Origin of the sequence: Lacibacter sp. MH-610 (genome assembly GCF_045780045.1) — a bacterium.
Lineage (GTDB): Bacteria > Bacteroidota > Bacteroidia > Chitinophagales > Chitinophagaceae > Lacibacter.
On the sequence record NZ_CP116002.1, the window covers coordinates 3,047,214 to 3,062,805 of the forward strand.

Annotated in this window: 16 protein-coding genes; 8 read left to right on the plus strand and 8 right to left on the minus strand. The window is 39.3% G+C overall.

Annotated features, from left to right (window positions below; translation table 11 throughout):
* Nucleotides 1–35 precede the first annotated feature (35 nt).
* From PDL71_RS14015 to PDL71_RS14040, 6 genes are all read right to left on the minus strand, one after another.
* Entirely contained in the window at nucleotides 36–914 is an 879-nt protein-coding gene (locus PDL71_RS14015) for an OmpA family protein (protein ID WP_407522125.1), read from the minus strand.
* Between the two features lie 187 nt (nucleotides 915–1,101).
* Nucleotides 1,102–1,758, minus strand: coding sequence for a CoA transferase subunit B (locus PDL71_RS14020; protein ID WP_407522127.1), 657 nt, complete (start codon nucleotides 1,756–1,758; stop codon nucleotides 1,102–1,104).
* Between the two features lie 77 nt (nucleotides 1,759–1,835).
* Entirely contained in the window at nucleotides 1,836–2,534 is a 699-nt protein-coding gene (locus PDL71_RS14025; protein WP_407522129.1) for a CoA transferase subunit A, read from the minus strand.
* A gap of 58 nt (nucleotides 2,535–2,592) precedes the next feature.
* The gene (locus tag PDL71_RS14030) at nucleotides 2,593–4,806 is read right to left on the minus strand and encodes a response regulator (protein ID WP_407522131.1); all 2,214 of its coding nucleotides are present in this window, start codon (nucleotides 4,804–4,806) and stop codon (nucleotides 2,593–2,595) included.
* 115 nt (nucleotides 4,807–4,921) lie between these two features.
* Nucleotides 4,922–5,869 carry a class I SAM-dependent methyltransferase gene (locus tag PDL71_RS14035; protein ID WP_407522133.1) on the minus strand — a complete coding sequence of 316 codons (948 nt, stop codon included), beginning with the start codon at nucleotides 5,867–5,869 and terminating at the stop codon, nucleotides 4,922–4,924.
* An 18-nt stretch (nucleotides 5,870–5,887) separates the two neighbouring features.
* Entirely contained in the window at nucleotides 5,888–6,862 is a 975-nt protein-coding gene (locus PDL71_RS14040) for an acyl transferase (protein ID WP_407522134.1), read from the minus strand.
* 54 nt (nucleotides 6,863–6,916) lie between these two features.
* Between PDL71_RS14040 and PDL71_RS14045 the strand changes: the two genes are divergently transcribed.
* The 8 genes from PDL71_RS14045 to PDL71_RS14080 all read left to right on the plus strand — a co-directional run bounded on the left by PDL71_RS14045 (nucleotide 6,917) and on the right by PDL71_RS14080 (nucleotide 14,017).
* Nucleotides 6,917–7,375 carry a hypothetical protein gene (locus PDL71_RS14045; RefSeq protein WP_407522136.1) on the plus strand — a complete coding sequence of 153 codons (459 nt, stop codon included), beginning with the start codon at nucleotides 6,917–6,919 and terminating at the stop codon, nucleotides 7,373–7,375.
* A gap of 386 nt (nucleotides 7,376–7,761) precedes the next feature.
* Nucleotides 7,762–8,217: a hypothetical protein gene (locus PDL71_RS14050; protein WP_407522138.1), complete on the plus strand. Its 456-nt coding sequence runs from the start codon at nucleotides 7,762–7,764 to the stop codon at nucleotides 8,215–8,217.
* Between the two features lie 25 nt (nucleotides 8,218–8,242).
* Nucleotides 8,243–9,355, plus strand: coding sequence for a M20/M25/M40 family metallo-hydrolase (locus tag PDL71_RS14055; protein ID WP_407522140.1), 1,113 nt, complete (start codon nucleotides 8,243–8,245; stop codon nucleotides 9,353–9,355).
* Complete coding sequence (locus tag PDL71_RS14060) at nucleotides 9,352–9,525, plus strand: hypothetical protein (protein ID WP_407522144.1); 174 nt, start codon at nucleotides 9,352–9,354, stop codon at nucleotides 9,523–9,525. The genes PDL71_RS14055 and PDL71_RS14060 overlap by 4 nt, the downstream gene beginning before the upstream one ends.
* A complete protein-coding gene (locus PDL71_RS14065) occupies nucleotides 9,512–10,885 on the plus strand; it encodes a hypothetical protein (RefSeq protein WP_407522146.1) in 1,374 nt (457 codons plus the stop codon). Before PDL71_RS14060 ends, PDL71_RS14065 begins: the two co-directional genes overlap by 14 nt.
* The gene (locus PDL71_RS14070) at nucleotides 10,882–12,408 is read left to right on the plus strand and encodes a hypothetical protein (RefSeq protein WP_407522148.1); all 1,527 of its coding nucleotides are present in this window, start codon (nucleotides 10,882–10,884) and stop codon (nucleotides 12,406–12,408) included. The genes PDL71_RS14065 and PDL71_RS14070 overlap by 4 nt, the downstream gene beginning before the upstream one ends.
* 9 nt (nucleotides 12,409–12,417) lie before the next feature.
* A complete protein-coding gene (locus PDL71_RS14075; protein WP_407522150.1) occupies nucleotides 12,418–13,230 on the plus strand; it encodes a hypothetical protein in 813 nt (270 codons plus the stop codon).
* Between the two features lie 37 nt (nucleotides 13,231–13,267).
* Nucleotides 13,268–14,017, plus strand: coding sequence for a sulfatase-like hydrolase/transferase (locus PDL71_RS14080; protein ID WP_407522152.1), 750 nt, complete (start codon nucleotides 13,268–13,270; stop codon nucleotides 14,015–14,017).
* Here PDL71_RS14080 and aroQ read toward each other — a convergent pair.
* Entirely contained in the window at nucleotides 13,962–14,378 is a 417-nt protein-coding gene (aroQ, locus tag PDL71_RS14085) for a type II 3-dehydroquinate dehydratase (RefSeq protein ID WP_407522154.1), read from the minus strand. The genes PDL71_RS14080 and aroQ overlap by 56 nt on opposite strands.
* A gap of 54 nt (nucleotides 14,379–14,432) precedes the next feature.
* Nucleotides 14,433–15,560 carry a glutamine-hydrolyzing carbamoyl-phosphate synthase small subunit gene (gene carA / locus PDL71_RS14090; protein ID WP_407522156.1) on the minus strand — a complete coding sequence of 376 codons (1,128 nt, stop codon included), beginning with the start codon at nucleotides 15,558–15,560 and terminating at the stop codon, nucleotides 14,433–14,435.
* Between the last annotated feature and the right edge of the window lie 32 nt (nucleotides 15,561–15,592).

Genomic DNA, 15,592 nt, shown 5'->3' on the forward strand with positions numbered 1-15,592 from the left:
TCAGTTGCCGTTTTTTATATTATATGCTTGATTAACTATCCTTCTTTCTTTTGCGGTTCCAGCAATTGGAAGAACTGATCCAGCTTGGGAAGGATAACAATACGGGTGCGTCTGTTGAGTGATTTACCCTCTGTAGTAGCATTATCAGCAACCGGGTGATATTCCCCTCTGCCGGCAGCAGCCATCTTCATGGGATCCAACCCATATTCTTTCTGGAGCAAACGAACTACAGATGTGGCACGCTTCACACTCAGATCCCAGTTATCAATGAGCACACCATTTCCTTTATACTGAACATTATCCGTATGCCCTTCCACCATAAACTCAATATCCGGTTGATTCTTGAGTACAAGTGCTACTTTGCCCAATACTTCTTTTGCCTGTGCTGTTATTTCATACTTTCCGCTTTTAAACAAGAGTTTATCTGAGATATCAATATACACAACACCCTTATCTACTTTGATGTTGATATCCTGGTCGTCCATATTGCCAATGGCGCCTTTTAAATTCATAACCAGTACCATGTTTAATGAATCTTTATAAGCCATTTGTTGTTGCAACGTTTGGATATAAGCATCTTTTGCACCAATGTTCTGGAGGGATTGTTTGATGCTTTCAGCCTGTTGCTTGGTAATGACTGATAAATTTTCAAGTTGACTTAATGCCTGTGTGTAATTCTGCTTTACATACTCCAGTTCTTTATTCAAATCGCCGATTTTTGTATTCAACTGCTCCTTTTCTTTTTCCAGTGATGCAGTACGGGTGTTACAATCTGCAAGATTTCCCTGTAAGGTTTGATACTGAGTTTGCAAAGCTGCATAATCAGCCTGCGACTTTTTAAATTTTTTACTGCTCACACAGGAAGAAAATCCCAGGCTTGTGATAGCTGCTGCTGCTAACAGATAATTTCTCATACAAAAAGATTTAATGAAACAATTAAATTGATCGAGTTGCAAAAATAGAGCTGCAAAACCAGGGCCTGTCTATTGAAATGTTAATATTCCACCAGAAAATACATCTACCCGATAAGATTGTATTTTGATTTCTTACTGATGCACCAAGCAATTGAGTTTATAATTTTTCCTTCAAAGGAAAATTAATTCAAAACTTCATTTCAGGTACATCGCCGTTAACGATAAGCTTACCTGCTGTTTTCTGAATAATTTCTTCAACTGAAATACCAGGGGCACGCTCCAGCAAATGAAATCCGTCCGGTGTAACATCCAGTACGGCAAGATCACTTACAATTTTTTTAACGCATCGTTTACCCGTGAGTGGTAATGTACATTGAGGCAATAGTTTACTTTCTCCTTTTGGGTTGGTATGCATCATGGCCACAATGATATTTTTAGCACTGGCAACAAGATCCATGGCTCCGCCCATACCTTTCACCATTTTACCGGGAATTTTCCAGTTAGCAATATCACCCTGTTCACTTACTTCCATGGCGCCTAAAACAGTTAAATCCACTTTCCCTGCACGGATCATTCCAAAGCTCATGGCACTGTCAAAAAAAGCAGAACCCGGTACCGTAGTAATCGTTTGTTTACCGGCATTAATTAAATCAGGATCTTCCTCGCCTTCAAAGGGGAAAGGCCCCATTCCCAGCAATCCATTCTCACTCTGCAATACTACATGCATTCCCTGCGGTATATAATTAGCTACCAATGTAGGAATACCGATGCCCAGGTTTACATAATAACCATCTTTTAATTCCCTTGCAATACGTTGTGCTATTTGTTCTTTTGTAAGAGGCATAAATGCAATTTGAAAATTAACTGATTTAGATTGGAGAAATAGAGGAAGCTACTTTTTAAAATTGAAAGCATTCACTTTCAAATTTGTTTTCTCACCGTTCTTTGCTCAATCCTTTTTTCATAATTCACTCCCTGAAAAATGCGATGCACATAAATTCCGGGAGTATGAATTTCATTGGGGCTCAAGGTTCCTGCTTCCACCAGTTCTTCCACCTCGGCTATGGTTATTTTTCCGGCCATAGCCATTAACGGGTTAAAATTCCTTGCTGTGTCTTTAAAAATCAAATTACCCTGTGTATCTCCTTTCCATGCTTTTACAATGGCAAAATCAGCATCAAAAGCATACTCCAGCAAATATTCCTTTCCGTTAAAGGAGCGAACTTCTTTTCCATCTGCAACTTCGGTACCCACACCGGCAGGTGTAAAAACGGCCGGCATTCCATAGCCTGCTGCCATACAACGGGTGGCTAATGTTCCCTGCGGAATTAATTCCACTTCCAGTTCACCACTGAGCAACTGCCGTTCAAACTCAGCATTCTCCCCTACATAGGAAGAAATCATTTTCTTCACCTGCTTTTGTTGCAGCATTAACCCGATGCCAAAGTCATCTACTCCTGCATTATTGGAAATACAGGTAAGCTGCTTCACACCTTTTGCTACTAAAGCTGCAATACAATTTTCAGGAATACCACAGAGACCAAATCCGCCGAGCATCAGAGTTGCACCATCATTAATATCATGAATGGCTGCTACGGCGTTAGCAACAACTTTATTCATACAGCAAACAATTTGCTGCAATATTAATTTGAAATTTTCATTTAACAGGAAACAATCCTCAGGCAGCCAGGTAGGCTTTCAACTCCGTAATCATTTTTTGAACCGTTGTATGAACCGCCTCAAACAACTGTACTAACTCCTTATGTTCCGGTGCAGGAGTGGCAGCAATACGTTGTATACTTTTAACCTGGTCAATAAGCAGGGCTGAAGCACCCATTAATGCAATAGTGGAGCACATACTGTGTGCCTGTTCTTTTACCTTGAGATAATTTTTTTGCTGCAATGATTGCTGTAACAATTCTAATTCTTCCGGAACCTGTGCAATGGCACGGGAAAGCATATTATCTGTAAGCTCCTTATTGGCACCTGTAATGCTGTGAATTTTGGAGAAATTAATAAACGCTTCTTCTTTTTTAGGTTCTGCGTCCATGTTAAGGTATTTTTTAAGTAAGGCCAGCAGTTCATTTTCTTCAATAGGTTTTCCGAGGTAATCGTTCATGCCTGCATCTTTACACATTTGTTTTTCCTGCGGCTGACTGAATGCGGTACAGGCAATAACAGGCACATCAAGCGCCAATTGATTACGAATACGCTGTGTGGTTTCCATACCGTTGAGTTCAGGCATCTGTACATCCATGAGCACCAGGTCAAATTTCATTTTCTGTAAAATTCCCAGTGCTTCAACACCGCTTTCTGCAGTAACCACACGGCATTGATATTCTTTTAAAACCAGTTCAAGCAGTTCACGGTTTAACTCATGATCATCCACTACAAGGATGCGTTTGCCTGCATGCTGCAGCATACGCCGCACCGGTGCCAGGTTGGGTTCTTCTTTTGGTACAAAATCAGCTTTTGCAAATGGTAATACAAATTGAAATTCTGTTCCCACACCGGGTGTACTGTTTACAGTGATGGTTCCACCCTGCATATCCACCAACTGTTTTACGATGGGCAATCCTAAACCTGTACCGGAATACTTTCGGGAATAACGATCTTCCACCTGGTAAAATCGTTCAAAAACATGCTTGAGATTTTCTTTTGAAATTCCGATACCGGTATCAGTTACTTTAAATGCGAGCCAGTACTGTTCTCCTATTTGTTGTTGCAATGCCACTTCTATTTTTACAGATCCTTTTTCCGTAAACTTGAGTGCATTACCGGTGAGATTAATCAATACCTGTTTGAGCTTTTTTTCATCGCCTGCAAAAGAACCGGGCAGTGATTGATCCTTTAAAATAATCAATGATAAACCTTTGGAATCTGCCCTGTGGCTCATGATATTCTTAAGATTGGTGAGCACATCATCCAGTTGAAACGGTTCTTTAGAAACATTCAGGTAACCGGACTCCAGCTTTGAATAATCCAGTACATCATTTACAATTTCCAGCAGCATGGTACCGGAACTGTTCACCGCCTGTATCCATTTTTCATTTTCAGGTTGATGATGTCGCTTAAGCAATAAGTTGGTATAACCAATAATAGAGTTAAGTGGTGTTCTTAATTCATGCGTTATATTACTCATAAACTGATCCTTGGCTCTTGTAGCTTCTTTCATTTGCAGTACCGCTGCTGAAAGTTCTTTATTCAGCATGCTGATGCGTGTGGTTTGATAGAACACTACAAAGGCAATAAGCAACATAAACAGAAGAGAGATGATGTTCCAGCGATTGTCAAGTTGCAGTGTAGAAGCCTGGTCTTTTACCAGGGATTGATTGAGGTATTCAATTTTTTTGTTGAGCTCCACGGTAAGTTCACGTTCACTCCGGGAAAAATCAAGCTGAATGTATTTGTCTTCCTTTGCATAAGCATCCGTAAAAGCAGTTGCCGGTTTGCCATTACGCAACACTGATAAAAATTTCTGCTGCATCTCTGTACGGTTACGAACGCTGTGGGTATAAAGATTAATTAAATAACGGGGCACATACCAGGGACCTTCTTCTTTAATACGGGCCGAATTACTTTGTATGTTTTGCTCAATCTCCTGGATTTTAACAATGATCTCCGGCGAAGGATTGTGTTCATAACGACTGATTTCACGATCTACCTTTAATAATTGAAGACCGGTTTGATCAATTAGATGTTTGAATTGTTCATGCTTTATCACCAACGCATTAGCATTATTATGTTCAGATACGGAATCATGAACATTCTGCTCAATAAAGAAGTTGAAAATAATACCCCCAAACAGAAAGAATAAAATGAAGAAACGCACCAGTAGTGACCTGGAAATTCCATTACAGAAACGGGTAATAAATTGTACCGGTTGCTTCAAAGGATAGGATTTCTTTGAAAATTACAGCATGTACCTTTTACCTGAAATAAAACAAGCTGCTACATCAGATAATTTCGTAACAGAAAAGAGAAAACACTTATTACAGGTACTGGTATTACTTTATCATCCTCCAGCACCAACGCAGCAATTTTCCTTCAAAATCAAAGGGTGTGGTGGCCTTGGTAATGTCCTTGATTACTGACGCCTGAATTTGTTCTGTATCTAATTCAAACTTTCGGGCATTGGTGCTGAAATAAAGTACACCACCGGGTTTCAGCGCTTTTAATACCAGGTTCAACAATTCCACATGGTCCCGTTGAATATCCAGGATATCTTTCATCTTTTTACTGTTACTGAAAGTGGGTGGATCCATAATAACCAAATCAAGCGAAGCGGGAGTAAGTGTATGCAAATACTGTTTTACATCTGCAGTTACAAACCTGTATTTACGGGGATGAACGAGATAATTGATTTCAAAATTCTTTTTAGCCCAATCAATATATGTATTTGAAAGGTCTACGGTTGTTACTTCATCTGCCCCACCGGCTGCTGCATACACACTGAAAGAGCCGGTATAAGCAAAAAGGTTGAGTACTTTTTTATCTTTTACTTCATCCATCACCATCTTACGGGTAATGCGGTGATCCAGGAACAAACCTGTATCCAGGTAATCAGACAAATTCACTAAAAAACGCAAACCGTTTTCATGCACTTCAAAAAATTGCTTTTCAACGGCGGTTTTTTGATATTGACTCAACCTGTCTTCTTTCCGTTTGCGTTCTTTGGTATAAATAGCATCTTTACTTATCTGCAGCACTTCTGCAATTACATCAATTGTTCCCTGCATCCACGCTTCATGTTCTTCTTCTGTTAAATGATGCTTTGCACGGTACTCACTTAAACAAACTTTTTGATCGTACAAATCAATCATCACCGGGAACTCCGGAAGATCTTTATCATACAAACGGTAACAACCGATGTTCATACGTTTGGCCTGCTTGCTTCTGTGTTTATATACTTTCTGCAAACGGTTATAAAACATCCCGAATTTTTCTGAGGTCATAATCTCCAGTCTTAACATTTAAAGGGCCAATAAACTGCAGCCACGAATATCACTGTTATCCAGGCGGCCTAATACTTTGAAACTACCGTCTTCAAACACTTCACCCACATCATCTGTGGCAATAAAGCTGCAACTGTACACATTAGCAAGATCAATAATATTGATGGCTCCCCTGCCGGTTTGTTTTACCGAAAGCGGAGCATCTTCATCCCGAACCAATACCTTCATCCACGGCGGGCATTGAAAAACCCCATCTCCTTTTGAATAAGCCTGGCTCAGCAGTTCCGTCATTCCATACTCAGAATGAATGGGTATCGCTCCAAAAGCATGTTTCAGTTGTTCATGAACTTCTTCCCGAATCATTTCTTTTCTGCGACCTTTCATTCCACCTGTTTCCATAACAATGGTATGCTTACTCTGCAAACGGTATTTTTCAGCAAAATCAAGCAAAGCGTATGTAACTCCAAACAACATGGTCTGTTGCCCCGTAGCTTCGAGGTTCTGTAATTGATTATACAACGCATCAGTATCGTACAAATAAAACCCATTTGCCGGATGATTGCTTTGCTGCATGAGGTGGTTCACCATATACACCAGCGACGAGTGCGTTCGCTCCAGGTAAGAAGGAAGCAACCCCAGGAAACACCATTGAGAAGGTGGGCCATATTGCAGGCGAAAGCCTTCTAAAAATGACTGCTCATACACATCGGGATCAAGAACAAAATGTTTGCTCTGGATGGTATTACCCGTTCCACTGCTTTCAAAATATAAAACCGGTTCTGTACCTGAACAAACAACCCGGTGCGATTTAAAAAAACTTATTGGCAGAAAGGGCAGGTTTTCCGGTTGAATTGCTTCTTTTCGCTTCCAACCTAACGCATCACAAAAGGAACGATACACTTTATTATGGCTGTACTGGTACTCAAATACAGCCGTAGCTTGAGCCGCAAAGTCCTGATCCGATTCCTCAAAAAGATTGTTAACAAAAGACACTGTCACTGTATTTGAATGGTTTGAATGTGTAAATTTGGAAAAGAAACATAGCCAATGAAAGTTAAATTCCTCTTTTTTGTGTTGTTGCTTGCTGCTGCCGGCTGTAAAAAAGAAAGTGCAGAAACAAAACCAAAATTACGCATTTTGTCTGTGGACAGGAGTGATGTATTGGTAAATGGTGCACAAGGTGTAATCTTAAACATTGAGTTGGAAGTTTTGGACAAAGAAGGAGATGTGAGAGACAGTATTTTTATTACCAAATCATTTGGTGGTTTCCGCAACTGTACTGATACAAGGAATCTGGATTATAATATTCCGGCCTATCCCGAAGACAATGATACCAAGCGACTTTTCAGATTAAAATTTGCCACCTTTAACAGTACCGAATTTGTACTGTTGCCGGGTACTAATTGCAGACCGGGCAGGGACACAGCCGTTTTCAGTATTTATGTAAAAGATTTAGCAGGCAACAGAAGTGATACGGTACGGACTGACCGCATACCTTTACTGTAGAAGCATTACTTTAACCCTTGATCAGGTTGTTTTTTTACCATCATGTTTTTATGGCACTTTGCGCCTTTGCAATGTGTATACAAACATATTTGCTTTACAAAACTGATAGCATTCACTACACGCTCCCCGGATTTGTTTTCGCTGCCACACTTTTAAGCTATAATGTTCATTTTTATCTTGCATCACGCAAGAGCTCTTCCTCACAGCAAACAAATTGGTTTCATCAACAAAAAGCCTTGACGCATTCGTTGAATATAGTTGCCCTGATTGCAACAGTTTACTTTTTGTTACAACTAAAGGAATTATGGATTTGGGTGAGTATGTCAGTTCTTTTGAATGCTGCTTACACAGCTCCCCTGCTATTTAGAAAACCATTACAGTTACCAATGATTTTTACTCTGGTAAAAAGTTATTTTATCGGGTTTACATGGGCTGTGGCTACTGTTATATTCCCCATTGTACTTTTAAAAAAAGAACCAGGAGTAAATGAGCTTGTTTTGTTTACGCATCGTTTTTTACTGGTCTCTATTGCTACTCTTTTATTTGATTACCGGGACCGCCAGCGTGATTTTGAACAAGGTGTATTAACTCCGGCAAATATGCTGCATGAAAAACAGTTTCATCGTTTCTTTAATTTCAATCTTCTCTTGTTTCTCCTTGTTACCGCTGGGGTCGTTGTATTATTTCCCGCACCTTTACAATGGCTTCAATTCCTGTTAGTGTTTTTCTTTTTATGGTTACATGCCATGTCCCGAAAAAGAGCTGATGATTTATTCTATCTTACATGGGTGGATGGCTCTTTGTTTCTTTCTGCCGTACTCAGTTTATTCCTGTTGATTTGATTACATTTGCTGAAACCGAAGATTTATGGCCAAAGCAAAATCATCTAAAAAGAAATCAATTCTTACTGATCAGTCACTCGATTTTTTAAAAAACTATCATAACACCCACTCACCGGTTGGCTTTGAAACAAGCGGTCAACGGGTATGGTTGGAATACATTAAACCTTATATTGATACTTCTTTTGTTGACCCTTATGGAACTGCCGTTGGTGTCATTAATCCGGAGCAACCATTTAAGGTAGTGATTGAAGCGCATGCTGATGAAATCAGTTGGTTTGTAAATTATATTTCACCAGAAGGTTTAATCTATCTGAAACGGAATGGCGGTGTGGATCACCAGATTGCACCGGCCAAACGTGTTTTAATACATGGCAAGAAAGGAATTGTGAAAGCGGTGTTCGGCTGGCCGGCCATTCATACACGTTTGAGCAACCCCGAAGCAAAAGAACCTTCACCCAAAGTGGAAAACCTCTGGCTGGATTGTGGGGCACGTTCTAAAAAAGAAGTTGATGAACTGGGTATTAAAGTGGGATGTGTAGTTACTTATGAAGAAGGTTTTGATGAACTGGCAAATGATTATTTTATAGCCCGTGCTTTTGATAACAGAATCGGTGGTTTTATGATTGCTGAAGTAGCCCGTTTGCTGAAAGAAAATAAAAAGAAACTCCCTTACAGTTTATATGTAGTGAATGCGGTACAGGAAGAAATAGGTTTACGTGGTGCTGAAATGATTGCCCGCCGTATTAAACCGGATGTAGCTATCGTAACAGATGTTACACATGACACCACCACACCCATGATCAGCAAGATTATTGAAGGTGAAATTGCCTGCGGTAAAGGTCCTTCGTTAGCAACAGCCCCTGCTGTTCATAATAAGTTGCTCGACTTTGTAACTGATGTTGCCGAAAAGAAAAAAATTGCGGTGCAATGGCGCTCCTTAAGCAGAAGTACAGGCACTGATACGGATTCATTTGCTTATGCCAATGATGGCTGCCCCAGTGTGCTTATCAGTATTCCGCTGCGTTACATGCATACCACAGTTGAAATGCTGCATAAAAGTGATATTGAAAATACTATTTTGCTTATTTATGAAACACTGCTGGCACTAACGCCCAAAACCAACCTGCGTTATTTATGACCGTGTTGCTCTACATTGATCCGGGGAGCGGAAGTTATCTTGTACAGGTAATTATTGCAGCTGTACTAGGTGTGCTGTTTTATTTTAAAAATATCTGGAACTGGATCAGGAGCTTCTTTATTAAATATCCGCATAAGAAAGAAGAGCAAAACAACAATGATAGAACTTAAAAAGCATCCGGCATCATTCCGTGATCCTTCTGGTTTTGTATACCATAACGAAGGAACATTGTACCGGTTTGTTTCCCGTTCCATAGAACAGGAATGGAAACAATTTCTGTCATCAGGTCTTTACGAAAGACTGGCAGCAAAAAAACTGTTACTGCCCTTTCGGGAAATAAATGAAAATCACTGGAACGAAACTGGTTGGTTGATTACATTAGAGCCCCAACCGATTCCATTTCTCAATTATGCATGGGAATGGAGTTTTTCACAATTAAAAGATGCTGCTTTAACCACTCTCGAAATTTGCCAAACAGCGTTGCAGCATCAAATGATATTGAAAGATGCCACACATCTGAATATTCAATTTGTTGATGGCAAACCGCAATGGATTGACTCACTTTCCTTTGAATTTTATAAAGAAGGTGAACCATGGATTGCGTATCAGCAGTTTTGCGAATGCTTTCTCAATCCGTTGTTGATTGCAGCTTATCAACCGATGGAAGTTCACAGGTTGCTGTTGAGTTATCCTGAAGGTATTACTGCCGGTCTTACTGCACCACTCCTGCCCTGGACAACAAAGCTTCAAACAGGTATTTTGCTGCATGTGCATTTGCAGGCGAAAATTTCCAAACAAAAGAAACAGGCATCAGCAGCAAAAAATCATTCACTTTCACAAAAAGGATTACAACACATCCTGCAAAGCCTGGAAGCAATCATAAAAAAACTTTCGCCCCGCAAAACATCCACTTCCAACTGGAACAACTACTATGAAGAGGGCATTTTAAGTGATGAGTATCTTACTGCAAAAAAACAACTGGTAACCAAATGGCTTAATGAGCTGAGCCTTTCCGACCTCATCGATTTTGGCACCAACAATGGGGAATTTGCTTTAGCATGCAATCAAATTGCAAAAGTTGTTGCACTTGATATGGACAGTGCCTGTATTGATCAACTTTATCAAACGGTAAAATCACAAGGCCAAACCAATATACTTCCGCTTGTTATTGATCTGTCAGCCCCATCGCCTGCTACCGGATGGTTTAACAAAGAGCAACCTTCTTTTTTAAACCGCACTTCATTTGATGCAGGAATGGCACTGGCGTTGATACATCATCTTGCAATTGGAAAAAATATTCCACTGGTGCAAACCGCTGAACTTTTTGCAGGACAGTGTCGCCAACTCTTAATTGAATGGGTACCTAAGGAAGATCCAAAAGTGAAAGATATGTTGCAAAACAGGAAAGACATTTTTGAAAACTATCACATGACTTCGTTTGAAGATAGCTTCAGCACTTTCTTCCGGATCATTAAGAAAGAAAAAATAGGTGCTACACAAAGAACACTTTACCTGATGGAGAGAAAATGAAAAAGATTTTTGCACACATCATCCCATTTCCGCTTCATTGCTTCCTGGTACCTGTATTTTTTATTGTACATAACTACTTCTACTTCTACGGTCTTATTGATATGGATGAGTTGTACACCTCCTATCTATGGTGGCTGTTACTTCCGTTAGTGTTGTTGATTGTATTTAACTACCTGTTTAAAAACTTATCAAAGGCAGCTTTATTTACTACAATCCTGCTGATAATTTATTTTTTCTTTTCTGCATTTACCAGGGGCGTAAAAACAATTCCGATGCTGGAAATTCTTGGAAAATATTCAATCAGTCTTCCGTTGCTGCTGATCTTTCTCCTATTTGGCTACCGAATACTTAAAAAAACAAAAATCAATTTTGATAAAACCCATCGCTTTTTGTTGAGTTTATTTTTACTGTTGATTGTGGTGGACCTGGTTATTTATCTTCCCCGGGGAACCAACAAGTTAAAAGCGGCGAATAGTTTTAAAACTTTTAACCGGGCCGCACTAAAACAGGTTCCGGTTGACAGCACAAGACCTGATATTTTTTTCCTTGTGTTTGATGAGCACCCCTCTACTGCTTCTATTAAAAGATTAACGGGATATGATAACAGTGTGTTAGATTCTCAGCTTACAAAACTGGGATTTCAAGTAAGTCCGTTTGCCACCAGTGCGTTCTCACAAACACAACCTGCCCTTTGTTCAATACTTGATATGGGCGAGTATCCTTACAATCCAGAACAACCGGCCGGGTTTAAAGAGTTATTTGCCGCAGGTGAATTACTGGCCCAAAATCAACTGTTTACTTTCTTACAAGAACAGCAATACGGGATCATTAATGCCAGTGTATTTCCGTTTCAAAATATTACTGCTGTTCAAGCCCCTAAAGAATGGTGGGGACAAGAAAGTGACATGATCAAAAATCAAACATTCTTTAACAGGATGCACGAAGATATTGGTTGGCTCAAAGCCAAATACCTCCCTGCGCTTTTTAATAATCCGATTGAAAGAAGCATACATACTGATGTAGCACTTACAGACAGTGTACAGAAGATGATTTACAGAACCATTGATGAGCCGGCATCTAATTCAAGATTTGTATTTGCACATTTTTTTCTTCCGCATGATCCGTATAAATATGACAGTTCCGGAAAGATCTTCCAAGGCAGCTATCCTGAATACCTGGAGTACACAAAGACCGATCAGTCATTCGTTCAACAGGTTGTTTATACAAGAAAACTGATGCTCAGGTTAGCTTCAGATATCCTGGCAAAAAATAAAAGACCTGCCATCATCATTTTACAGGGAGATCATGGATTACGTAAATATGATAAAGCTAAATTCGGTAATAAAGAAGTGTTTAATATTTTCAGTGCTGTTTACTTACCGGACCGTGATATGAATAATTTTCCCGGTGATCTTTATGCACCTAATACATTCCGGATTATTCTTAACCTCTATTTTCAGCAACAGTTGGCTCTATTACAAAAACAACAGGCTGCTGCAGATAGATCAATGAGAAAAAATTAATAAAGCTTCATGTTCAAAAACCTGAAAACCATACTATCAAATAATATTTTATTTCTTTTCTTACTGCCTGTTTTTTTTATTTACAGTGCATACAATGAATTGTTTGGTTTTTTGAACCTTCCATTTGTCCTCACAAATTTCTTTGCAATTATTGTTAGCGGAATTATTATTTACTTTTTCATCATTCCCTTGTTAAAAAATAAAAAGAAATCCGTTCTCTTTACTTTCTTTTCACTTACCTACTTTCTCGTTTTCGGGTTTCTGCACGATTCATTAAAAAATATTTTTTCTACCGGTAGTTTTTTTATCACCTATACATTTCTCATTCCCTTCACTTTTTTACTTTTTATCAGTTTGTTTATTTTCCTGAAACGAATGAAAGAGGAAAATTTTAGTGGTACTTTTTTTTACCTGAACCTGTTGATGATTGCACTCATCATAAGTGAAATACCCAATAGTATCAGGAGGTATCAATTGGATAAAAGTGTACACAACCTCATTGACTTCCGTTTTAATGCAGCATCTGCCTATACATCTGCCGGGTTATCGGACAGTGCAAAACCGGATATTTATTTTTTGTTATTTGATGGAATGGCGTCCACCAAAAGTTTGCAGGAAGGGTTAGGGAAAGACAATAGTTCCTTAGATTCGTTTTTAAGCAGCGAAGGTTTTTATATTGCCCGAAACGCATCTGCTAACTATAACTGGACAATCCATTCACTCAGCACCACTTTTAATATGGAGTACCTTCCGGATTTTATTGCGCCGGTAATGAATGATCCGAAAGCCTATTTCTGGGGGGGGCAATTCATTTCTCAATAATTCTCTTACATCTATTCTGGAAAAAGAAAGTTACAAGGTGCATCAATACCAACCTGTATCATTTAATAATAAAGACTGGAACGCTCCTTCATTTTTTGAGTATATGAAAGATTTCCATTTCTTTTTTAAAACATTTCCCGGAAGAATTTACAGGGATATTTTCTGGAATTATACAACTATCAATTCTGACATAATTAAAAACTACCAGGTACATGTAAAAAATAAAAGATATGAAAAGCACAGACTGCTGGTATCTACTGCTGATTCACTCGTAAAAGCCAGTTGCACAAAAACAGGCACCCCTAAATTTGTTTACGGGCATTTCATGATTCCCCATGACCCTTATGTATTTCTTAGAAACGGGCAGCTTAAAAAAATAACGATTGATCAAATCGGCAAAAAAGAATACGAACCGGATGCATACTTTGAACAACTGCTCTATGCTGACTCAATGATTAAAGAAACAGTGCGGTATATTAAATCTCATAACAAACCCAATACGATCATCATTGTAGCCGGAGATCATGGGTTTAAAGACTTCAACAAAGTAGGTTTTGAAAATATATTCGGCAATCTCAATGCATTTTATTTCCCCAACAAAAATTATTTATTGCTGTACGATTCTGTTTCGCCGGTAAATACATTCCGTATTGTACTCAATACTTATTTCAATGCAAATCTACCTTTGCTTAAAGATTCGAGCATTATTGTTTCCGGCGAAAAGAATACTATTATTTCATCAAAAATGAAACAGCCAGCTCATATCCCTTCATCCCCAAACCAATAATACTTCCTTTTGCCTTTGCACTTACATGAGATATTTTTCTGAAGTCTTCCCGTGCATGTATATTGGAGATATGCACTTCCACTACGGGAGTTGTAATGGCTGCAATACAATCGCCCAACGCAACAGACGTATGCGTATAACCACCGGGATTTAAAACAATACCATCATACGCAAAACCTACACGCTGTAATTCATTGATCAACTCGCCCTCCACATTGCTTTGGTAATAATAAAAGGTGACTGTTGGAAACTTACCCTTTAAAGTTTCAAAGTATTGCTCAAATGATTCGCTGCCGTATACTTCCGGTTCACGTTTGCCCAGCAGATTCAGGTTCGGCCCATTGATGATTGCTATCTTCATTGCTCTAATATAACTCAAAAAAACAAGTCCCGTCATTAAGACGGGACTTTGTATTTAGTTCAGATGTTCTTTGATCATTTTAATAAAATCATCAAACAGGTACCGGCTGTCGTGCGGGCCTGGAGTACTTTCCGGATGATGCTGCACAGAAAACGCCGGACGATCTTTTAATCGTATTCCCTCTACAGAATCATCATTGAGATTAATATGCGTTACCTCAATATTATTTGCTTTACGCACAGCTTCCGGATCAACACTGAATCCATGGTTCTGCGTTGTGATTTCACACAAACCGGTGATCACATTCTTCACCGGATGGTTTAATCCTCTATGTCCATGATGCATTTTAAACGTTGGGATACCATTAGCCAAAGCCAGCAATTGGTGCCCCAGGCAAATACCAAAAGTTGGTTTCTTTTCTTTGAGTATTTCTTTTACTGTTTCAATGGCATAATCCATACTGGCAGGATCACCCGGGCCGTTGGAAATAAAATAACCATTCGGATTGAACTCTTTCAACACTTCTGCTTTTGTTTTGGCAGGATATACTTTTAAATAAGCACCCCTGTCAACCATGCATTGCAAGATGTTGAGCTTGGTACCAAAATCCATTACAGCAATACGAACGTCACTGTTTTCATTCCCCATAGTATAAGGCTCCTGGGTACTGACCACGCTGGCAAGCTCCAAACCTTCCATGGAAGGTGTTTTCGCCAACTCAGCTTTTAATTTTTCTTCATCCAGTATTTCACTGGAAATAATGCAGTTCATGGCACCCTTAGTGCGGATATGCGTTACCAATGCTCTTGTATCTACATCTTCAATCGCTACAATATTTTGCTTTTCCAAATAGGTTTGCAAACTGTCATCCGCAAAATATCTTGAATAACGGTCCTCCAGGTTACGGCCAATCAACCCTTTAATCTTAACACTGTTACTTTCTACATCTTTGGCAAATGTGCCGTAGTTACCTGTGTGAACATTGTTCATGATAATGATCTGCCCGGTATAGCTGGGATCAGTAAATACTTCCTGGTAACCGGTCATTCCGGTATTAAAACAAATTTCACCGGCAGCAGTACCGATTTTTCCAAAAGCTTTTCCGTAAAAAACATTGCCATCTTCCAGCATAAGAATAGCCGGTTGATGCGATGTGGGCATGTGATAAATGGGTTGGCTCATAATTGAATGCAAAATAAAAGAGGCAGAACTAA